General features: G+C 62.3%; 18 protein-coding genes. 7 read left to right on the forward strand and 11 right to left on the reverse strand.

Annotation, left to right across the window (positions count from 1 at the left end):
• Positions 1 to 51: 51 nt before the first annotated feature.
• Both AC5P78_RS13965 and AC5P78_RS13970 read right to left on the reverse strand, forming a co-directional pair.
• Positions 52 to 768: a hypothetical protein gene (locus AC5P78_RS13965; RefSeq protein WP_111197623.1), complete on the reverse strand. Its 717-nt coding sequence runs from the start codon at positions 766 to 768 to the stop codon at positions 52 to 54.
• Complete coding sequence (locus AC5P78_RS13970) at positions 719 to 1,384, reverse strand: hypothetical protein (RefSeq protein ID WP_133050802.1); 666 nt, start codon at positions 1,382 to 1,384, stop codon at positions 719 to 721. The genes AC5P78_RS13965 and AC5P78_RS13970 overlap by 50 nt, the downstream gene beginning before the upstream one ends.
• A 156-nt stretch (positions 1,385 to 1,540) precedes the next feature.
• Here AC5P78_RS13970 and AC5P78_RS13975 point away from each other — a divergent pair, with 156 nt between their 5' ends.
• From AC5P78_RS13975 to wecB, 6 genes are all read left to right on the forward strand, one after another.
• On the forward strand, positions 1,541 to 2,968 hold the full coding sequence (locus AC5P78_RS13975) for a UbiA family prenyltransferase (protein WP_111197627.1): 1,428 nt from the start codon (positions 1,541 to 1,543) through the stop codon (positions 2,966 to 2,968).
• 55 nt (positions 2,969 to 3,023) lie between these two features.
• The gene (locus tag AC5P78_RS13980) at positions 3,024 to 3,398 is read left to right on the forward strand and encodes an SMR family transporter (RefSeq protein WP_495217226.1); all 375 of its coding nucleotides are present in this window, start codon (positions 3,024 to 3,026) and stop codon (positions 3,396 to 3,398) included.
• A gap of 149 nt (positions 3,399 to 3,547) precedes the next feature.
• Entirely contained in the window at positions 3,548 to 5,257 is a 1,710-nt protein-coding gene (locus tag AC5P78_RS13985; protein WP_133050805.1) for a hypothetical protein, read from the forward strand.
• A 120-nt stretch (positions 5,258 to 5,377) separates the two neighbouring features.
• Positions 5,378 to 6,124 carry an electron transfer flavoprotein subunit beta/FixA family protein gene (locus AC5P78_RS13990; protein ID WP_111197635.1) on the forward strand — a complete coding sequence of 249 codons (747 nt, stop codon included), beginning with the start codon at positions 5,378 to 5,380 and terminating at the stop codon, positions 6,122 to 6,124.
• On the forward strand, positions 6,124 to 7,062 hold the full coding sequence (locus AC5P78_RS13995; RefSeq protein WP_111197638.1) for an electron transfer flavoprotein subunit alpha/FixB family protein: 939 nt from the start codon (positions 6,124 to 6,126) through the stop codon (positions 7,060 to 7,062). The genes AC5P78_RS13990 and AC5P78_RS13995 overlap by 1 nt, the downstream gene beginning before the upstream one ends.
• Positions 7,063 to 7,122: 60 nt before the next feature.
• Positions 7,123 to 8,265 (forward strand): non-hydrolyzing UDP-N-acetylglucosamine 2-epimerase, encoded by a 1,143-nt coding sequence (gene wecB / locus AC5P78_RS14000; RefSeq protein WP_315974368.1) that lies wholly within the window; start codon positions 7,123 to 7,125, stop codon positions 8,263 to 8,265.
• 172 nt (positions 8,266 to 8,437) lie between these two features.
• On the opposite strand, the gene AC5P78_RS14005 is transcribed toward wecB, so the two are convergent.
• The 9 genes from AC5P78_RS14005 to AC5P78_RS14045 form a co-directional block, all read right to left on the reverse strand.
• Positions 8,438 to 9,730 carry a glycosyltransferase gene (locus tag AC5P78_RS14005; protein ID WP_111197643.1) on the reverse strand — a complete coding sequence of 431 codons (1,293 nt, stop codon included), beginning with the start codon at positions 9,728 to 9,730 and terminating at the stop codon, positions 8,438 to 8,440.
• A gap of 75 nt (positions 9,731 to 9,805) precedes the next feature.
• Positions 9,806 to 12,964, reverse strand: coding sequence for a glycosyltransferase (locus AC5P78_RS14010; protein WP_111197645.1), 3,159 nt, complete (start codon positions 12,962 to 12,964; stop codon positions 9,806 to 9,808).
• Positions 12,957 to 14,297: an ABC transporter ATP-binding protein gene (locus AC5P78_RS14015; RefSeq protein ID WP_111197647.1), complete on the reverse strand. Its 1,341-nt coding sequence runs from the start codon at positions 14,295 to 14,297 to the stop codon at positions 12,957 to 12,959. The genes AC5P78_RS14010 and AC5P78_RS14015 overlap by 8 nt, the downstream gene beginning before the upstream one ends.
• Positions 14,297 to 15,103, reverse strand: a complete 807-nt coding sequence (locus AC5P78_RS14020) for an ABC transporter permease (protein WP_133050807.1) — start codon at positions 15,101 to 15,103, stop codon at positions 14,297 to 14,299. The genes AC5P78_RS14015 and AC5P78_RS14020 overlap by 1 nt, the downstream gene beginning before the upstream one ends.
• Entirely contained in the window at positions 15,100 to 16,269 is a 1,170-nt protein-coding gene (locus tag AC5P78_RS14025; protein WP_138970086.1) for a cystathionine gamma-synthase, read from the reverse strand. Before AC5P78_RS14025 ends, AC5P78_RS14020 begins: the two co-directional genes overlap by 4 nt.
• 123 nt (positions 16,270 to 16,392) lie before the next feature.
• Positions 16,393 to 17,763 carry a pyridoxal-phosphate dependent enzyme gene (locus AC5P78_RS14030; protein ID WP_005407965.1) on the reverse strand — a complete coding sequence of 457 codons (1,371 nt, stop codon included), beginning with the start codon at positions 17,761 to 17,763 and terminating at the stop codon, positions 16,393 to 16,395.
• 300 nt (positions 17,764 to 18,063) lie between these two features.
• Positions 18,064 to 18,300 (reverse strand): HP1242/YdcH family protein, encoded by a 237-nt coding sequence (locus tag AC5P78_RS14035; protein WP_005407964.1) that lies wholly within the window; start codon positions 18,298 to 18,300, stop codon positions 18,064 to 18,066.
• Positions 18,301 to 18,624: 324 nt separating this feature from the next.
• Positions 18,625 to 19,509: an OmpA family protein gene (locus tag AC5P78_RS14040; protein WP_005407962.1), complete on the reverse strand. Its 885-nt coding sequence runs from the start codon at positions 19,507 to 19,509 to the stop codon at positions 18,625 to 18,627.
• Positions 19,506 to 19,871, reverse strand: coding sequence for a DUF4398 domain-containing protein (locus AC5P78_RS14045; RefSeq protein ID WP_005407961.1), 366 nt, complete (start codon positions 19,869 to 19,871; stop codon positions 19,506 to 19,508). Before AC5P78_RS14045 ends, AC5P78_RS14040 begins: the two co-directional genes overlap by 4 nt.
• 121 nt (positions 19,872 to 19,992) lie before the next feature.
• On the opposite strand from AC5P78_RS14045, the gene AC5P78_RS14050 reads away from it, so the two are divergent.
• Positions 19,993 to 21,120: a PilT/PilU family type 4a pilus ATPase gene (locus AC5P78_RS14050; protein WP_004141526.1), complete on the forward strand. Its 1,128-nt coding sequence runs from the start codon at positions 19,993 to 19,995 to the stop codon at positions 21,118 to 21,120.
• Positions 21,121 to 21,211: the final 91 nt, after the last annotated feature.

The raw sequence follows: 21,211 nt of genomic DNA on the forward strand, positions 1-21,211 counted from the left end.
CATCCACTCTCCAGGTTCAGGGGACGCGCGCGTCCGGACCCGGCAGCGCTCTCAGGAGGTAGAGGATACCTTCCCGAAGCCGGCTCCTGCGTGACCGGCCCCTGCCCGGATCGCAGTCCCGCTGCCACTGGATCGTCCACCTGCCAGGATCAACATCGCCGGAACAAGCGGAATCAGGTAGCGGCCCTGCCCCTCGAACAAGGCGATGGACAGCGCGCCCAGCACCACCGTGCCCAGCGCCATCAACTGGGTCAGCGTGAGCTGCTGCACCTGTGGCAGCAGCTGCAACGCCCCAAACACCGCAAGAAGTACCAACATGAGGTTCAGCCCTCCGACAAGCCATTCGAGCCAGCGGGGCGCACCTCCGAAATCGATGAGCGGCCAGTACATCAGCGTCGCCGGATCAAGGCTGGTTTCCAGTCGCAGCATGGCCAGGTGCAGCGCCTGCCCAGGATGCTGGCGCATCCAGCCCAACGCCACGGAACGTGCGACACCGTCTGCAGCAGGCGTCCACTGCAGGATCTTGGCATCCTCATCGCCCTCGCTGAAGAACGACATGGGAACCCCAGCCTCGCCCTGGAAGCGTTGCCGGTCATGATCAGACAATGGCACCTGACTCAGCGGCATCCAGTTCCCGGTCTGATTCAGCGCGTTGTTGTTGACCAACAGCACGTACCCGCTGTTGGCACTTACCGGGACGACACGATCGAACAGCCGCTCATTGCGCATGATCCAGGGCAGCAGGAGAACCACGAACGCAACCAGCATCACCAGGCAGCTCCGCATCCGGCTTCAGCCCCCCCCTGCCCAGCAGGACACCGATCACCAACCCGACAGGCAGCGGCAGCAGTTGCGGGCGATTCAATGCGACCAGAGCCAGGACAATGCCAAGCAGCGCTGGCATTGCGGCACGCATCGGCAGTGTCGTCAGCGCAAAAGCGAGGACCGCCAGGAATATGGCAAGCGTTTCGGTACCCAGCAACCCCGTATAGGCCACCAGCGCTGGATGGAAAGCCAGCACCTCCAGGCTGGCCATTTGCCATCCTGGACGCATGCCCGTCCTGAGGCAGGCCCAGGCCCAGAGCGCCAGAGTTGACGCCGACAGGAGCAGATTCAATGCCTTGGCCGCGATGATATGCACGCCGAACAACGACAGCCATGCGCCCAACAGACCGGGATACAGCGGTGGCTGCGAGATGAATGGGGCACCCGATACCGAGAGTCCGCTCCCGTTCGCGACATTCGTTGCCACCTCCATATACCGGGCAAAATCCGAAATTGGCACGACCGGAACAACCACCAGAAACACCACGCGCAGGAGAACACCTGCGACACAAAGCAGCGTCAGGCTGGCGGACAAAGACGGACGGAGGACGGGTGACATGCTAGAGCTGGGCTGGCGCCGCACAAGCGGCGGTATGGAGGGCGGGTCGTCAGGCAACAGGCCCGCCCGTGTTGGCTGCGACACCAGCAGCTATACTTTGGCGCGAGTTCAGGCACTCCCGAGCCTGAAGCATACAGGGAACCCGGCGGATTTCGAATGCAACGAACTGATCACGCGCTTTGCGTAGACCTGGATGGCACTTTGTTGCGATCGGACCTGCTGTACGAGTCGCTTCTGACCCTGCTGGCCGGCAATCCCCTGTACGTTTTCCTGCTGCCGTTCTGGCTGCTCCGGGGCAAGGCCGCACTCAAGCGCGAGATCGCATCCCGGGTCACTTTGCCAGTGGAATGGCTCCCGTACGATGAGCGGGTGCTCGATTTGCTGCGGACCACTCAACAGAGACCCCGCGTGCTTTGCTCGGCATCCGATCAGCGTCTGGTAGAGGCCATCGCGCTGCACCTGGGACTGTTCGACGAGGTCATGGCCAGCGATGGGCGGCGAAATCTCGCCGGTCCCCACAAGGCCGAGGCGCTGAACGCTCGCTTTGGCGCGGGCGGCTACGATTACATAGGCAATGCCAAGGTGGATCTGCACGTCTGGAAGCACGCTGAAGGTGCCTACGTCACAAACGCGGGCAACAGCCTCGCTACGGCGGCAGCCGGAGTCACCACGGTCCTTGGCCATTGGCCCGACCAGGGCGGCGGCCTGCGCAGCTGGATCAAAGCCCTGCGGATCTATCAATGGGCGAAGAATCTTCTTGTACTCGTCCCGCTGCTGACCGCACATCGCTTCTTCGATCCGACATCACTGTTTGAGGCAGCGGTTGCCTTCTTCGCTTTCGGGCTGTGTGCATCAGGTGTTTACCTGCTCAACGACCTGCTCGATCTCACCCCGGATCGGCAGCACGCGCGCAAGCGCAAGCGCCCCTTCGCAGCCGGCGATCTGCCTCTGCTGCATGGCCTGCTGGCGGCTCCGCTGCTGACCCTGGCCGGATTCGCCCTGGCGCTGTGGAACAGCCCGGCATTCGCACTGGTACTGCTGGTTTACTACGTGATGACCCTGATGTATTCGTTTGTTCTCAAACGAATCGTAATGATCGACGTGGTCATGCTTGCCGCGCTCTATACCATTCGCATCATCGGCGGTGCGGTCGCCATAGGCGCCGAACTGTCGTTCTGGCTGCTGGCTTTCTCCATGTTCATTTTCCTCAGCCTCGCATTGGTCAAGCGCTACACCGAGTTGGCCGTGATGTCCGGCTCGGGAAAGCAGAAAGTCGCGGGGCGTGGCTACGATGTATCGGATCTACCGTTGATCCAGTCTCTTGGAGCTGCGGCTGGCTACATCGGCATTCTGGTGTTTGCCCTCTACATCAACAGTCCTGACAGCTTGGAGCTGTATCGCAATCCGCGTGTCCTGTGGCTCCTTTGTCCGGTCCTGCTGTACTGGATCAGCCGGGTCTGGATCATCGCCCATCGCGGCGGTATGCATGACGATCCAATCGTGTTCGCTGCGCGGGATCGTGTCAGCCTGATCGTTGCGCTGGTTTCGATCCTCATCGTCGCTGGCGCCACGATCGCCTGGTAATCGAAAGTCGTCTGTCACGCCCGTTCTTCAATTCAGCTCCCACCGGACACGAAGCATGTACCTGGCCTACATCCCCGCCATCCTGCTTTCCGTTACACTCAATGCAACCGCGCAGATCCTGCTTCGCCAGGGCATGGCCAAGCTGGCGCTGGTTACCGGCGACGGACTGCTTCCTCTGGCGCTGAGCGGAATCAGGATCGTGTTCAATCCTTGGGTATTCTCAGGGCTGTCGTGCTTTGCGGCGAGCCTCGTGCTCTGGATGTACGTGCTGTCCAAGGTACAGGTCAGCTTCGCCTATCCATTCAACAGCGTCGGCTACGTCATTGTTGTCGCAGCGGCGTACTTTTTCTTCCGCGAGCCAATCAGCGCCATGAAGCTCGCGGGCGTCGGACTGATCTGTCTCGGCGTTTTCCTCGTCACCAGGAGCTGATTCTGCGACCTGCCGGAGCATTTGCTTTGGCTGCCCCTCCTCGCCCAGCATTCCATGGGCAGGCCGCAGAAAACGGCTCCCGCACGACGTATCACCGCTCTACCGATCGCGATTGCGGGTGATGCCGCGTCAACAAGCCAGAGATCACAGTGAACATGCAGAATCAGAACACTGCCACCCAGACCGGGGTGGTCATGGGCATCGACGCGCAGAGCCTCTCCGCAAGCATTGTCGGATTGATCCTGACGATCGTGGGAGCCAAGGCAATCGCCGTCTACTTTGCCGCTCCCATCATGTTGTTTCTGCTTCCGGCCGCCGTATTGATCGGCATGTACATGTGCAAGCCAGCACGTGGCCGGACGACATCCGTCGCCATTGCAACTGCATTGCTCATTGCTGCAGCACTAGTCTCGAACGGGATTCCCGATCCAACCTGGGACGGGAACATGTACCACAAGGTGGCAATGGTCGCCCTGCATGACGGATGGAATCCCTGGAGCTTCCCTGAACTCAGCGACTGGATGAAAACCCAAACCGGCTTGGAATACAGCAACTCGGTGTGGGATAGCAACATCGCTGATTCCTGGATCAGCCACTACCCGAATGCGTCATGGCTGTTTGGTGCCGCCATGATGGATTACGGTTTCGGCTGGGAATCTGCAAAGGCGATTAGCCTGCTGCTGGCTGTAGCCGTCACTTTCTACAGCGTATCCGTATTCCGCCAATGGATCACTTCAACTTGGATGAGCGGCCTGCTGGCTGCTGCTGTCGTGCTCTGCCAGCCTCTGCTGGCACAGGCCGGCACCAACTATGTTGATGGCATGACGTACGCGCTGTGCGCACTGATTCTTCTTGCCTTGCTTGATCGCAATCGCGGCTCCGCGGTCAGGACAGTAGTCTGGTGCAGCCTGATCCTGTTGGCCGGACTCAAATTCACCGGCGCGCTGTATGGGGCCCTGCTCGCAGTTCCCTTTGTCCTGGTCTTCCGCCCGCGCATCCGCGAGATGGCAATCTGGGGGGTCATCGGCATCGGTATTCTTTCCCATCCCTACCTGAATCACGTGGTTTCCGGCCTGCCTGTTGGCTACCCAGTAACTTCAGGCGACCAGATCCTGGCCGGGCAGGCGGAAAAGGCGATGCTTGCCCAGTCGCGCCCGCACTCGTTGATGACCTCCCTTCTTTCGAAAGCATCGAACAGCCTTGAGATGCCAGGCCTGAAGGTTCCCGGCACGATCCATTCGGGCGAGATCCTCATTTCGGGTTCTCCCGATACCCGCTATTCTGGATTCGGTCCCCTGTTCTCGCTTGCGTTGCTGCTTGGCCTGGTCGCCAGCATCGCTGCGACCATTGAAGCGTGGCGCCAACGGGATCTGCGCGCCATCTGGCGTTTGCTGGCCTGCATCGCATATGTGCTCGTGTTGACATTGATCCACGCAGCGCCTTGGTGGGCTCGCTACGTGCCCTTCCTCCAGTTCGGCCTGGTGATCGCGCTCCTGGTCGGAATGCGTGCACGCGCGGGTTGGATCAGGGGGTTCGCCGTTGCCGGATGCTTCGTCCTGCTCGTCAACGGTCTGCTCGTCGGCGTGGGTATTGGCGGCTATCTGGGCCGCCTTTCCGTGAAGCAGGGGTTGGCCACGGATCGGCAGATCGTGCATCGCCATGCCCGTGGCGAAAGCGTAATCATCCGATCCCCCAGCTTCATCGCCTTCCCTGCCATCTATCACGGTCGCGAGAATCTCGGCCTTGAGCGGATCGAGTACATCCCCGTTACCCTTGATCAGCTCAACTGCGGTGGCCACGAGGAACTGGGCACCTGGATTGGGCTGGCGAAGTTCTGCCGTGGAGACAAGGCCCCCTGACCCCTCCATACGCATTCGCATGGTCCATCAAGGCCAGTTAGAATCGGGGTCCCACCCCCCGAACCGGTTGCTGTTCCAGGACCGGATGTTCTCCCTGCTTAGTGAAGGACCCCGTACCAGATGAAAATCCTCGTCGCGTACAAGCGCGTGGTGGACTACAACGTCCGCATTCAGGTCAAGCCGGACGGTTCCGGCGTGGTCACCGACGGCGTCAAGCTGTCCCCCAACCCCTTCGATGAAATCGCGCTGGAAGAAGCCCTGCGCCTGCGCGACAAGGGCATCGCCAGCGAAGTCGTGGTTGCCACCATCGCCCCGGCCGATGCCCAGGCGCATCTGCGCAACGGTCTGGCCATGGGTGCCAACCGCGCCATCCACGTCGTCACCGACCAGGCCATCCAGCCGCTGACCGCGTCGCGCACCCTGCTCAAGCTGATCGAGAAGGAACAGCCGGACCTGGTGATCCTGGGCAAGCAGGCCATCGACGACGACGCCAACCAGACCGGCCAGATGCTGGCCACGCTGTGGGGCCGTCCGCAGGCGACCTTCGCCAGCAAGCTTGAGATCGCCGACGGCAAGGCTACGGTGACCCGTGAAGTCGACGCCGGCCTGGAAACGCTGGAAGTGGACCTGCCGGCGGTGGTCACCACCGACCTGCGCCTGAACGAGCCACGCTTCATCAAGCTGCCGGACATCATGAAGGCCAAGGCCAAGCCGCTGGAGACCCTGCAGCTGGCCGACCTCGGCGTTGAAGCCGCCGACACCTTCAAGACCACCCAGTACGCTGCTCCGTCCAAGCGCAACAAGGGTGTGATGGTCAAGGACGCGGCCGAACTGGTGGCCGCACTCAAGCAGAAGGGGCTGCTGTAATGAGCAAGATTCTCGTCATCGCCGAACACCACGAAGGCAAGCTCAACGCCGCCACCGCCAAGACCGTCAGCGCCGCCGCCGCCATCAGCGGTGCCAGCATCGACGTGGTGGTGCTGGCCGCCGATCCGGCTGCCGTCGCCGCTGAAGCCGCGAAGATCAGTGGCGTCTCCAAGGTCCTGACCGTGGCCAACGCCGCCAACGCGCAGGCCATCGCCCAGGTGCTGGCACCGCAGATCGCGCAGCTGGCCAAGGGCTACACCCACGTGTTCGGCCCGTCGACCACCTTCGGCAAGGACCTGATGCCGTGCGTGGCCGCCCTGCTCGGCGTCAACCAGGTCTCCGACCTGATGACCGTCGAAGGCAGCCACACCTTCAAGCGTCCGATCTACGCCGGCAACGCGATCATCACCGTGGAAGCCCCGGCCGACAAGATCGTGGTCGCCACCGTGCGCGCCGCGTCGTGGCCGGAAGCCGCCCAGGGCGGTAGTGCCGCCGTTGAAACGGCCAGCATCGACGCCGCGCTGCCGACCCACACCCGCTTCATCGGCCTGGCCGCCGGTGCCAGCGACCGCCCGGACCTGCAGAGCGCCAAGCGTGTGGTCTCCGGTGGCCGTGGTGTCGGTTCGGAAGAGAACTTCAAAGTCATCTTCCAGCTGGCCGACAAGCTGGGTGCCGCCGTCGGTGCCTCGCGTGCGGCGGTCGATGCCGGCTACGTTCCCAGCGACCTGCAGGTCGGCCAGACCGGCAAGATCATCGCGCCGGAACTGTATGTGGCCGTCGGCATCAGCGGTGCCATCCAGCACCTGACCGGCATCAAGGATGCCGGCACCATCGTCGCGATCAACAAGGACGGCGACGCGCCGATCTTCGAGATCGCCGACATCGGCCTGGTGGGAGATCTGTTCGCGATCCTGCCGGAGCTGGAAAAGGCACTTTGACGTGCACCTGCCGCTGGCTCCGGCCAGCGGCACTGTCCCTCTGAATCCAAGCAGGTAATCGTGAGTACTCCCTACAAGAAGGTAATGGTTGTTTTCGGCACCCGCCCGGAAGCCATCAAGATGGCCCCGGTAGTGGAAGCGCTGAAGGCCCGGCCTGAGATCGAGACAATTGTCGCGGTTACCGCGCAGCATCGGCAGATGCTCGATCAGGTCATGGACCTGTTCGGTATCACGCCGGACGTCGACCTCAACGTGATGGAACCTGGCCAGGCCCTGGCGGGCCTGTTCGCCAAGATCCTGACCGGCATGACCGCGGTGATCGCCGAGCACAAGCCTGACCTGGTGCTGGTGCATGGTGATACCAGCACCACGCTGGCCAGTGCGCTGGCCGCCTTCTACAACCGCGTAGCCGTAGGCCATGTGGAAGCGGGCCTGCGCACCGGTGACATCTATGCACCGTGGCCCGAAGAGGCCAATCGCCGCCTGACCGGGCCGCTGACCCGCCTGCATTTTGCACCGACCACCCGCTCGCGTGACAACCTGCTGGCCGAAGGCACTTCGAGCAGCGATGTCCACGTGACCGGCAACACCGTGATCGATGCCCTGCTCACTGTCGCCGACAAGCTGAAGCACGACACCGCGCTGATTGAATCGATGCGGGCCCGCTTCCCGTTCCTCGACGCCTCCAAGCGCCTGGTGCTGGTGACCGGCCATCGCCGCGAGAACTTCGGCAGCGGCTTCGAGAGCATCTGCGAGGCGCTGAAGGTGCTGGCCGCTCGCGGCGATACGCAGATTGTCTATCCGGTCCACCTCAATCCGAACGTGCAGGGACCGGTCAACCGGATCCTCGCCGATGCCCCGGGCGTGTTCCTGATCGAGCCGCAGGATTACCTGCCGTTCGTGTACCTGATGACCCAGTCGACGCTGATCATCACCGACTCCGGTGGCGTGCAGGAAGAGGCGCCGTCGCTGGGCAAGCCGGTGCTGGTGATGCGCGACACCACCGAACGCCCGGAAGCCGTTGATGCGGGCACAGTGCGGCTGGTGGGCACCGATGCCCAGCGCATTGTCGAGGAAGCCAATACGTTGCTCGACGACAGCCTGGCATACCAGCAGATGTCACGAGCGCACAACCCATATGGCGATGGCCTGGCCAGCAAGCGCATCGCAGACATCATCTGCGGAGCTGCATCGCAGTCCTAAGCGAGCCCCCAATCGCTGCGCAATCCTTGATTGCGCAGCGATGTTGCACGGACGCCGATCATCGATCGCGCCTTGAGCGCCCACGGCAGCCTCGCACTGAAACTCGCGACCATGGTGATGCCGACATGCAAACGAGCATTCCCGTGGCCGCCCGTGCCGCTGGCGGCCGAATCTAGCGGCCAGCGTGGGTGCAAACGTCCCGTTGGACACTGGTACAGACAGCACTCAGTTGCTGCCCGAGACTACGCCAGCTGTACTTCTCGAACGAGTCGGCGCCAACAACAAGGCCATCTTCCAGCTTGGCTTGCTTCTTCATGGATATGAGGTCACCGAGCAAGCTGGCTATATCCGAAGCACACGCATCCACGACGTAACCGCAACGCTCGGCGGAGATAAGCGCCGCCGCGGCATCCCCCGCATCCGAACGGATATGTAGGATGGGCCGTCCACTTCCCATGTACTCGAGCACCTTGCCAGGCACTTGGGTCATTCCGGCGTTCCCGATGCTGACCAGCAGATCCGCCCCCCTCTGCAACCGCAGCGCATCCGCATGCGGCAGGGCACCCAGCCATGAGCAGTTGCCGCGGCCGCCATCCAGGAACTCCTGTACATGGCGAGGAAGCTCCGGTGCCGCCATCACAAGCGCGCACTCCTGGACCTGCGCAACCGCACGCAGCAGCGGCATTGGATCGCGGAAGGGATAGAAGCGCCCGGTATAGACCAGGCGCAGCACATTGTCTTCGACTCGTTCCTCATCAGCCGCACCGGGTTGCGGATCGAAACCCTGCGGGATGACGTGCAGTTCTGCGGTAGCGCCATGCCGCTCCTCGAAAAGCCTTGCAGTCGCGGCCGATGTCAAAACCACTGCAGCGGATTGCTGGCACAACTCGCGCTCAAGACGCAAGGCGCGCGCGTGCCAACGCCGCGTGGTGTAGGTAGCAAGAATCGGATCCCCCAACTCAGAGACCAATGCCACCCCGGTTTCGCCGGCAAATCGCATCGCTGCCATTACCCCAGCCGCCGGCTCATGCGATCCGATGATCAGATCCGGCACGCCCGCACGCGCGACAAGCGCGCGCGCGCGCCGCAACGCGCCCTTCACCCAAAGCGATCGCGAATCCGGGAACAGCAACAGATCGGTCATTCTCCGGATGGAATGGATGCACTTCCCCTTCCAGTTCAGCCCCTTGTGTGCACGAACCGGAGCACTCGCCTGCGGGCTGGCGATCTGCTCTGCCCGCCCCTGCTTCAACCGGACGACGAGACCGTCGATGCCACCAGGATTGACCCGGTGTACTGCAACACCATCAAGCAGTTCGAATGGTAGCGCGGACGTCGGCCCCATCGCAGTGATGACATCCACCTCATGGCCACAGGCCACCAGTTCCCGCATCAAGCGGGAAACACGAAGTGCCTGCGGCGCATCCGAAGGAAGAAACTCATAGCTGAATACAAGAATGCGCATTGTTGCTTCCGACACCAACCACGTCGACCTGCGGCAATGACCCGCCAACCCGCTCAGGATTGGCGGCGCCAGGAATCACCCATGAAGCGGGACATTGAAGAAGTAGTTCGGGCGATGCGCCCACTTTTCCTTGAAGTAGCGCGAATTTTTCAGGAACAACGCGGCGTAGCTCTCGGAACCGGCGCTGGCCGCGGTGGTCTGATGGGGCTGGTGCCGAAGCCCCTGCAGATCGCGATAGGCCAGATAGTACCCAGCATTCAGTACACCAAAGGAAATATCCGTATCCTCGAAGCAGGTCGGATCGTATGCCTCATCGAAACCACCTACCGCATCGAAGGTCACCCTGCGCAGAAACATCCCGCCGGAGCCCAAGTAGGCGATGTCGGTCCTGTAACCCAGCTCACGATACTCGGGCGTAAGCGTTGCGCGGGCTGGAAGATAATCAGCAATAGGCCCCCCCACGCTTTCAGTTCCGCCACTGAACCAACCAGCGGCCCATCCAACCGCGCCGATACGGGAGTTGCCCGCCAGAATCGACAATGCCTCCTCAAAGGTGCCACGGCTCGTCAACCACTGATCCGAATCGAAGAAGGCAATCATCGACCCGCTCGCATGCTGCACGCCCAGGTTGCGGCCGGAGCTGCATCCGTTCTTCGAGTTCCTGACCACCAGCACGTCGGGGAACAGGGATTCAACCAGCTCGGCGCCACCATCGGTGCTGGCATTGTCGACAACAATGATCTCCCGGAGATAGTCCTGGCCATGGAGCCTGAGGCTGGAAATGCAGCGCTCGATGATCCGGGCATTGTTGTGGATCAACACAATCGCACTGGTGTCCTTGCCAAACTGACGCGGAGGCACGATCGCATCGGCACGGGCCGCCCAGGAATTTCTCATCAGGAAGCTGTCCACCTTGGCGGGGTCTGCCCGCAGTTCGGTCGCGCACAGCTCTGCGAAATGCTGTCCGTCGCGAGCAACGAACACGTTCGGGTAGCCGTCCAGTTCCGGGAGCGCATTGGCGATAACCGGAACCCCCATGGCAAGGTACTCGAATACCTTGATCGGAGACACCGCATCGGAAATATGACCTGGAATGAATGGCAGCAATGCCGCGTCGCAGTGACGAAGATAGGCGGGCAGCTCATCGATGTTCTTGCCCCCGAGGAAGTGAACATTCGGGGCCACAGTTCGACCAGCAGGCGCATCACCGATCAGATAGATATTGGCAGCCGGCCCGACGCGGCTCGCCGCCAGGCTGATGGCATCCCAATCGAACCATTCGCCGTAGAGAGAGCCAAAGTAAAGCAAAGAACGCTTGTCCGGGTCGATCTCTGCCGGCCGGGCGTATTCCTTGTAGGAATCGAAAATACGTTCATTTGCAGCATTGGGCAGATAGAGCGCGTCGCTTCGCCCGGCGACTACAAGCTTGTCCCTCAGTACTTTGGCGGTACCAACAACCACTTCGCTTTCAGTGATGTATCGCGACATCACCGCCTCATCAAACCAATCCCCGCCCAGGGAGCTGTCCCAGGCATCGATCAGCTCGAAAACGCGCCGTCCCCCCACTTCGCCGAAATGATCGAAGTACGGCATGAAGCCCTTGTGCGGCATCTCAAACACAGCTACGTCGTTGGGTGAAATCTCACCCACCACGTCCTTGAAAGAAATCCTGTCCAGGAAGAGATGGGTCAAGCCGTCAGTCGTGAACGTACTTTCGACCGGAGCCCCCCCCTCCCATTTGCGGTAGGCATACACGTATGTCACGCGCTCACCGCGCTCAAGCAGAACACGGGTCAGCTGGGCCGCACGCTGTCCGCCACCGATGTCGTCGAACGGCACACCGGTAAAGACGAAGATCCGACGATCCGCCTTCATTGCAGGATTCAGATCGTCCAGCGTCTTCTTGACCTCCACCAATTCAGACCGGAGGTGATCAAAACGACCATGCGATCCCTGCAGGCTGGTTGATATCGGCAGCTCGGGCGCGTCAGCCTGGCCACGGAACCTGGCCATCACCCTTCGCAGCGGGCCGGTAAGCCGCCAGCTCTTGCTGGTACGGATCTGCTCTATCTGTCGAGCCAACTCATCGCGTTGTGCGGTGATATCAGACGCATACGACGAAAGGTCCTTGGCAAGATCGGCCGCACGGCGGATCGATGCACGGGTGTGTGCAACGTCTGCACCGGTATCGACCAGCTGAGCTCGCGACTCCGCCGAGGCGCCCTGCTTCGGCAGGGTCTCAGGAACCGGCAAATCAGGGGTCTTCGACTCAACAATCGGCAGTTCCGGTTCAGATGCCGGCGGCTCCGGTTCAGGCGCCGGCTCATGGACTGCCGCCACCGGCTGGTGGGCCAAAGCCTCCGCCTTGGATACCGCTTCCTGCAGAGCTTCAACTTCCAGGCTCAATCGATCCCGCTCTTCGATCCTGGCCATGGCGACGCTCTTCTCGTAGCTGACGCGCCCCTCAAGCTCGGCGATCATGAGACGCTGCTGCACCGACTGCTGACGTTCCTGGATCAGTGCGTTGATGAGCGCAGCCTCCCCTTCGTTCTGAACGTCCGGGCGCAAAGCTACCGGTGCGGCGATGTGCCCCAGCTTGAGCCTGGCCGCGAGTGGCGCATCGTTGCGAAGATAGACCAGCAGAATCTGCTTTCCGGCCCATTCCGTTTCAGGAATTGAAGAACCATCTACGATTCGATGATATGCGAGGAAGAAATCGCCATCGAGACGGAACGGAATGTTGCCAGCCTCGAAGGTATAGAAATGCTCCTCGATCCTCAGGTATTCCTCATATGGGATCAACAGAATGACACCCATCTTCGCGACGCTCGACACCGCGTCGAGCATTTTCCACGGCGTGTGGAAATGCTCCAACGTGTTGGAGCTGAAGACAAAATCCCACTGCCGGTCGACATCTGCGTCAGCGACATCGAAGCACTGGAAATCAATATTCGGGTAGTGGAGTGTGGCGTCCTCAATGGCTGCAGGCGAGAAGTCACAGCCACTCACGACCGCGCCGTCAATGGACTGGGCCAGCACATCGGTTCCATCGCCGAGCGCACAACCCCAATCGAGAAGGGTCAGCCGGTCCGACGCAAGTGACCATTTCAGCCAGTCAGGCAGGAGACCGACACCCAGGCGTGCAAAAAAACGGCTCTGCTCCCTGCCACGCCGTTCGGCCCAGTTTTCCTTGAAACGCTCGTCCCAATATTCCTTGTCATTCACATCAGACATTTGTGAATTTCTCCTGCTTGACTGTAATGGTTGCCGGGATATTGAAGACCCCGAAGCGCCGGACCCGACTGGTGACCGCGAAGTAATGTGCTCCTTCGACGTACTCGAAGTACTGGATCGCTTCGATGGTTCGATCTTCCAAAGCGAGTACCAGGAGGTACTTGCCCTCGGTCAAGCGATTCACGAATTCAAAGCCGACCTCGACCTCGCCAGCACGGCCGGAGAACAGCATCGGATTCTCATCGTGGGTCGACACCACGAACAAGTCGGTACCCCGCAGATCTTTTACCGACATCGACAGCGCCACATTGGCCGGGTCAACCTGTTCGGGCAGACGGATTCTTATCCGCACCCGAAGCGTATCGCCATACTCGACCACCTTGGCGATTCTTCCATCGACACCCTCGAATGACCATGAGGGAATTGACCCGACATTCGAGCCCCAATGGCTGATCGGCGCCAACCGGGTCTCGCCTGGAAGCAAGCCTGGTGCCAGATCCTGCGCAGCGGCTTCAACGGGCGGCGCAATCCCCTGATCCACCGGTTCGAGCTGCGGGTCGCTTTGAGTCTCTGCGGAAACCGGCGCTACCGACTCATCGGTATCTTCGAACATCTTCTCCATGTAGCGCGATGTCACACCAAAGACATCGCCAAGAGCAACCATCTTGCCGGAATCAAGCCAAAGGGCACGATCGCAGAGCGTTCGCACGATACCTACGTCATGACTTACGAAGAGCAGCGTGCAGCCTCTCTCTCGCAGTGACCTGATCCGCTTGATGCACTTGGCAGAGAATCTCGCATCACCGACGGCAAGAGCTTCGTCCACGATGAGGATCTCCGGATCGACATGCGATGCAACTGCGAATGCAAGCCGCACGAACATTCCGCTCGAGTACGTCTTGACCGGCTCCTCCAGGAATCGGCCAATCTCCGCGAAAGATACGATTTCATCAAAGCGTGCTTCAGTTTCCGCTCGCGTCAGCCCGAGCAACGCGGAGTTCATGAACACGTTGTCCCGACCTGTGAACTCCGGATCGAAGCCAGCCCCCAGTTCAAGCAAGCTGGCGATTCGCCCGCGGGTGCTTACCGTGCCTTCGCTTGGCTCGATGACACCACAGACCAGCTGCAGCAGGGTGCTCTTGCCACTGCCGTTGCGGCCAATGATGCCGACGGATTCTCCGCGATCCACGGAAAAATTGAGATTGCGAAGCGCCCAGAACTGATCGGTAGCGGGTGGCTTTCGATTGAAAAATTTCGCTCGGAACTGCGCTCCCGGTGAAGGCTTCAACGGATAGGCTTTTCCAAGTCCCTCAGCAGAAAGAACGAATGACATCAGATTGCGTCCGCGAAGCCAGATCTCATCCGGCGGAAGAACAGATAGCCAAGCGTCATGACGACCGCTGCAATGAGAAGATGAAGAGGGTAATGCAACAGATCCAGTTTTTCTGGCCACAACAGCAGCGCACGCGAAGACTCGATGGCGTAGCTCAAAGGATTGAACTGCATTACCTGCCTCAGGACCGGAGGAACGCTGGCCATCGGATAGAAGATCGGCGACAGAAACATCAATGCAATGTTGAACGTTCCAACAACCTGGTCAGTGTCGCGGAAGTACGCGCCCAAGGTGGCCAGGATCCAGCAGATTCCCAGCGTGATCATCATCAAGGGCAGCCAGACAAGGGGCAGCAGAAGCACTGCATATGGCAAGGCGCCCTTGATGCAGATGTAGAACACAACCCAAACCAGCAGCGCGATCATCGCGTGATAGGCGGCACTCCCCAGCGAAACCCCTGGAAGAATGGCGAGCGGGAAAACGGCCTTCTTCACCAGGTTGGAATGGGATCGCATCGAGGAGGCAGCCGATGCGAAAGATTCCGTGATGAACAGGTAAGGAATCTTCCCCAGGAACAGGATCAGGACATAGTCCCAAGGACTGGCGATCGACGGCCACCGCGGTTGAAAGATCAATCCAAACACAACGGTATAAATGCCGATCATCATCACCGGCTGGATGATTGCCCACAACATCCCGCCTGCCGTTGATTTGTAGCGCCGTTCAATATCACGCCGAACCATCTGGCTGTAGAGATAGTAGAGCTGTGAGTACCGTCCAGCTGCCGGAGAAGCCTGGGTGCTCACAGCGCCCTCTCCAAATCCACCTGCAGATCCCCCAGCTCCTCCACGCCCACGCTCAGCCTTACCAGCGCATCACTGATCCCCAGCTGTTCCCGCCGCGCGACCGGAATCGAGGCATGCGTCATCACCGCCGGATGGTTCACCAGGCTTTCCACGCCGCCCAGCGACTCGGCCAGGGTGAACAGCTCGGTCTTCTCGCAGAAGCGCTTGGCCGCCTCGAAACCGCCCTTCAGCACGATCGAGACGATGCCGCCGTAGCCGGCCATCTGCCTGCCCGCCAGCTCATGCTGCGGGTGCGACGGCAGGCCCGGGTAGATCACCTTCTCCACCGCCGGGTGCTTTTCCAGCCACTGGGCCAGGGCCAGCGCGTTGGCGCAATGCGCCTTCATGCGCAGCGGCAGGGTTTTCAGGCCACGCAGGGCCAGGAAGCTGTCGAACGGACCCTGCACGCCCCCCACCGAGTTCTGCAGGAAGGCCATCTGCTCGGCCAGTTCGGCGTTGTCGCCGACCACGACCATGCCGCCGACCATGTCCGAGTGACCGTTGAGGTACTTGGTGGCCGAATGCAGGACCAGGTCCGCACCCAGCTCCAGCGGACGCTGCAGCATCGGCGAGGCGAAGGTGTTGTCGACCACCACGATCAGGCCATGGCGCTTGGCGATGGCGGCCACCGCGGCGATGTCGACGATCTTCAGCATCGGGTTGGTCGGGGTCTCGATCCAGACCATCTTCGTCTTCGACGTGATGGCTGCCTCGAATGCCGCCAGATCGGTCAGGTCGGCGAAGCTGAAATCCAGCCCGGCGGTGCGGCGACGCACGCGCTCGAACAGGCGGAAGCTGCCGCCATAGATATCGTCCATCGCCACCACGTGGCTGCCGGCGTCCAGCAGTTCAATCACGGTCGAGCTGGCCGCCATGCCCGAGGCGAAGGCGAAGCCGCGGGTGCCACCTTCCAGCGACGCTACGCAGCGCTCGTAGGCGAAGCGGGTCGGGTTGTGGGTACGCGAGTACTCGAAGCCCTGGTGCTCGCCCGGGCTGGACTGCGCATAGGTCGAGGTGGCGTAGATCGGCGGCATCACCGCGCCGGTGCTGGGGTCGGGCGATTGGCCGCCGTGGATGGCCAGCGTGGCCAGGGCCAGGGCGCGATCCTGGGAAGTAGCGTTGGACATGTTCTTTCCTGAGGGGCGCCGACACGCGGCGCCATCGAAGGTGCGGAAGTCTACCAGCGCGGCCTTAACGACCTTTGACGCGGATAAACCGGGATTCAGCAGCGAACGTCGGCGATCAACGGCCTACTGCACGCGACGGCGCAGATAGTTCAGCAGGTCGATACGGGTGATCAGGCCCAGGAAGGCGTTGCCGTCCATCACGATCGCCACCTGGCCGCGGTCGAACACCGGCAGCAGCGCCTCGATCGGCGACTTCACGTCCAGCCGGTCCAGCTTGCTGACCATCGCCGTGGCGACGGTGTCGCGGAAACGTGCTTCGTCACCATAGACGTGCAGCAGCACGTCGCTTTCGTCGACGATGCCGACCAGCTGGTCACCGTCCATCACCGGCAGCTGCGACACGTCGTACAGCTTCATGCGCTGGTAGGCGGTGGTCAGCAGGTCGTTCGGGCCGATCACCACGGTGTCGCGCTGGCCGTACGGGCGCAGGATCAGGTCGCGCAGGTCACCGTGCTGCGGGCGCTCCAGGAAGCCGTTGTCCAGCATCCAGTAGTCGTTGTACATCTTCGACAGGTACTTGTTGCCGGTATCGCAGACCAGCACCAGCACCTTCTTCGGCGTGGTCTGCTCCTTGCAGTACTTCAGCGCAGCGGCCAGCAGGGTGCCGGTGGACGAGCCGCCGAGGATGCCTTCCTTGCCCAGCAGTTCACGCGCGGTGTGGAAGCTCTCGGCGTCGCTGATGGCATAGGCCTTCTTGACGCGGCTGAAGTCGGAGATCGACGGCAGGAAGTCCTCGCCGATGCCCTCCACCAGCCAGCTGCCCGACTTGTCGTTGAGCACGCCGTCATTGATGTATTCGGCCAGGATCGAGCCGACCGGATCGGCCAGCACCAGCTCGGTCTTCGGCGACAGCTTGGCGAAGGCACGCGACAGGCCGGTCATGGTGCCGGAGCTGCCGCAGCCGAACACGATGGCGTCGAGGTCGCCGCCCATCTGCTCCAGGATCTCCGGGCCGGTACCGAATTCATGCGCGGCCGGGTTGTCCGGGTTGCCGAACTGGTTGATGAAGTAGGCGCCCGGGGTCTGCTCGGCGATGGTCTTGGCCAGGTCCTGGTAGTACTCCGGATGGCCCTTGGCCACGTCCGAGCGGGTCAGGCGGACTTCGGCGCCCATCGCCTTCAGGTTGAAGATCTTCTCGCGGCTCATCTTGTCGGGAACGACCAGGATCAGCTTGTAACCCTTCTGCTGCGCGACCAGGGCCAGGCCCAGCCCGGTGTTGCCGGCGGTACCCTCGACCAGGGTCGCACCCGGCTTCAGGTCGCCGCGCTGCTCCGCCGCCTCGATCATCGACAGGCCGATGCGATCCTTGATCGAGCCACCCGGGTTGGCGCTTTCGAGCTTCAGGTAGAGCTCGCAGACGCCGGTGTCCAGGCGCTGGGCCTTGACGATCGGGGTCTGGCCGATGAGTTCGAGGACGGAAGAATGAATGGGCATTCGGAGGACTTTCGGTTCGCGCCGCAGGGGGCCGGACCGATGATTATCCGTCGGATGGCGATGAATGTCAGGTCGGCGCGGAGACGGGCCGCAAGCCCGCAGAAAGAGATGCGGACGGCCCCGGATCGACGAGGAGACCGGTACCGCCCGCATCGGTGAGTTGTGCCTGCAGGCCAAGGCACCACCGCCTGTGGTGCCTTGGCGCGGCCGCCTCATCGGCGGTGCCGCGATGCCGGGGCAGGAGCGCCCGGCGGGGCCATCGATGGCCGGGTCACGCCGTTCCAGGCGTGACGGGGTGCGTCAAAGCGTGGGGGACGTCGTTGGGAGCGGTGTTTCGTACATTCGCAGAAGTCGTTGCTTGGCCAGCAGCTTCTCGCGCTTCATGCGACCCAGGGTGACATCATCGATCGGGAGTACACCCAACTCCGCGTCCATGCACTTCTTGTTCAACTTGCGGTGCTGGTCATGGAGTGCCCTGAACTCCGGATCACGCGCGCGACGTGCGTCGATCTCGCTCTGGGGCTGATCTTCAAACATGATGGACCTCCTTCGACAGATACACGAACGCCCCGGCCGCAAGGCACGGGGCGTTGTTCATGGAGGAGCGCCGGTCGATGGCCACCTGGACGCCTGCAACGACCTGCGGCACTGGCCTGCGCACGTCGATCTGCTGCGGTTCGCGCCCTGCTTGCATCGGCCCGGCCCTCCCATCGTCCGGTCCGCGGCATTGCGTCCCGGACGATTGACCCTACGCCTGCTCAAGGCGGGGTACAAGACCCCTGCGGCAAAAAGACCGAACCCCGCCGGGGCGGGGTTCAGGCTGAATGCTCATCACAACGAAAAACAAACAATATCAAGCAATTACGGGGCGATGATGACTTCGGCTGAACGTGCCTGGGTGGAGGCCGCCTTCTTGCCGGCAAGCTGGATCCGGTTGCTCGCGACACCCGCCGCAACCAGGGCATCGCGCAGGGCCTCGGCACGCTTCTGGCCTACGCCGTTGGCACTGTCGTAAGCCTCGATGCGCAGGCGGCCCTTCTTGCCGATGTTCAGGTATTCGGCCAACGCCTTGGCCTGGTTGCGGGCGCCGCCGGACAGGCTGGAGGCGCCGGCGGCAAACGCATCGCCACGGAAGGTGAAGACCTCGCCGCGGCCATCGAACTTCGAGCCCGGCAGCTTCTGACCGGACACCAGCTCGGCTTCCTCGCGGGCGAGCTTGGCGGCGTTCTGCTGGGCGGCGCTGAGGCGCTGCTGCTGCTTGCCGGCGACGCTGGTCAGGGCGTTCTCGGCGTCCTGGCGGGCCAGGGTCTCGGCCTCGGCGGCCTGGCGCAGGCGTTCAGCCTCCTCGGCCTGCATCTGTGCCTGCATGCGCAGCTGCTCGGCCTCCTGGCGGGCGCGGGCGGCGTCGCGGCGGCTGGCCTCGATCAGCAGGTCGCTGCGGGTCCGCTCCAGGCGGTCGACCTCGCGGGCGGCCAGCGCGGTACGCACGGCCGTCTCGGCGATCTCCACCCGGCGCTCGGCCAGGTAGGTGGCCAGCTCCTGGTCGCGGCGCTTGGCCTTGTCCAGGGTGGCGATGGCCTGCTGGGCCTGCATGCGCTCGAAGGCGCCCAGCTCAGCGGTATCCGGGTTGGCCTGGATGGCCATCAGGCGCTGGCTCAGCTGCGCCACCATCGGGTTGTCGGCGGCCACGGCCAGGGTCGGCAGCGCCAGCAGCGCGGCCAGGGTTGCGGCAGTCATCGGCTTCACCGGCGATCCTCCCCGGTCGACAGCTGGCGTTGCAGCTGGTTGACCTCGTTGCGGCGCAGCTGCAGCTGCGCGGTCACGGTGGCTTCCTCGCTGCGCACGCGGGCCAGGTCGGCATCGGCGGCGGCACGCAGGGCCATGGCCGGGGCATTCTTGCGCTCGCGGCGGTCGCCGGCGGCGCGCTGGGCCTGCTCCAGCCCCTGCCGGGCCAGCCCGATCAGGTCCGGGGCGTACTGGTCGGCATCGGCCTGGGTGGCCTTGTCGACCGCCTGCCGGGCCTGGGCCAGTTCCATCGCGCCATCCTGCGCCCAGGCCGGGGCAGACAGTGCGAATGCAAACGCCATCACATACAGGCTGTGGCGCATTCGTGCGAAGCTAAGTCGTTTCATTGGGGAGGCCGTACCGGTTGTCGGTTCACGGCCATTGTCGTCAAGCCGACACCGTGCTGGCAACGGGCGTCGGCCGTTTCGTTGGGGAAAATTCGCAATGGATATCGGCTACTTCCTGAAGCTGATGACCGAAAAGAACGCTTCGGACATGTTTCTGACCACCGGGGCACCGGTCTACATCAAGATCGAGGGGAAGCTCTATCCGCTGGGCAACACCGGCCTGCCGCCGGGCATGGTCAAGAAGATCGCCTACTCGCTGATGGACGAAGGCCAGGTGCCGCAGTTCGAGCGCGAGCTGGAACTCAACATGGCCATCGCCCTGCCCGATGCCGGTCGCTTCCGCGTCAATGTGTTCAAGCAGCGCGGCGAAGTGGGCATGGTCATCCGTGCCATCCGCAGCCGGATTCCGAGCATCGAGGAGCTGAACCTGCCGCAGGTGCTGAAGGACGTCATCATGACCCCACGCGGGCTGGTACTGGTGGTGGGGTCCACCGGTTCCGGCAAGTCCACCTCGCTGGCGTCGATGATCGACCACCGCAACAGCACCACCACCGGTCACATCCTCACCATCGAAGACCCGATCGAATACCTGCACAAGCACAAGATGTCGATCGTCAACCAGCGCGAGGTCGGGCTGGATACCCATGCCTTCCACAACGCGCTGAAGAACGCGATGCGTGAGGCGCCGGACGTGATCCTGATCGGTGAAATCCTGGACGCGGAGACGATGGAGGCGGCGATCGCCTTTGCCGAAACCGGCCACCTGTGCCTGGCCACCCTGCACTCCAACAACGCCGACCAGACCATCGAGCGCATCCTCAACTTCTTCCCGGAAAGCGCGCACAAGAACGTGCTGATGAACCTGGCGCTGAACCTGCGTGCGGTGATCAGCCAGCGCCTGGTGAAGAACAAGGAAGGCCGTCGCCTGCCGGCCACCGAAGTGCTGCTCAACACGCCGATGATCCGCGACCTGCTGCGTCGCGGCCAGGTGCACGAGATCAAGGCGGCGATGGAAGCATCGCTGGAAGAGGGCATGGAGAGTTTCGACCAGTGCCTGTTCCGGCTGGCCAAGGCCGGCACCATCGAGCAGGAGGAGGCGCTGCGCGCGGCCGACTCGCGCGATGGCCTGGCGCTGAAGTTCCGCCTGTCCGAAGGCAGCAGCGGCGAGCATGACCCATACGCGGATTTCTCGGCCGGCGCACCCAGCATCACCCACGGTTTCTGACCGCACGAAAAAGGGGACGGAGGGGATTAAGTCGTATATGCACTTACGACTCAATCCCCTCCGTCCCCTTTTCCTGAAGAATTCAGGGGCC

The sequence above is a fragment of the Stenotrophomonas sp. YJH_SMC_133 genome (assembly GCF_059370655.1).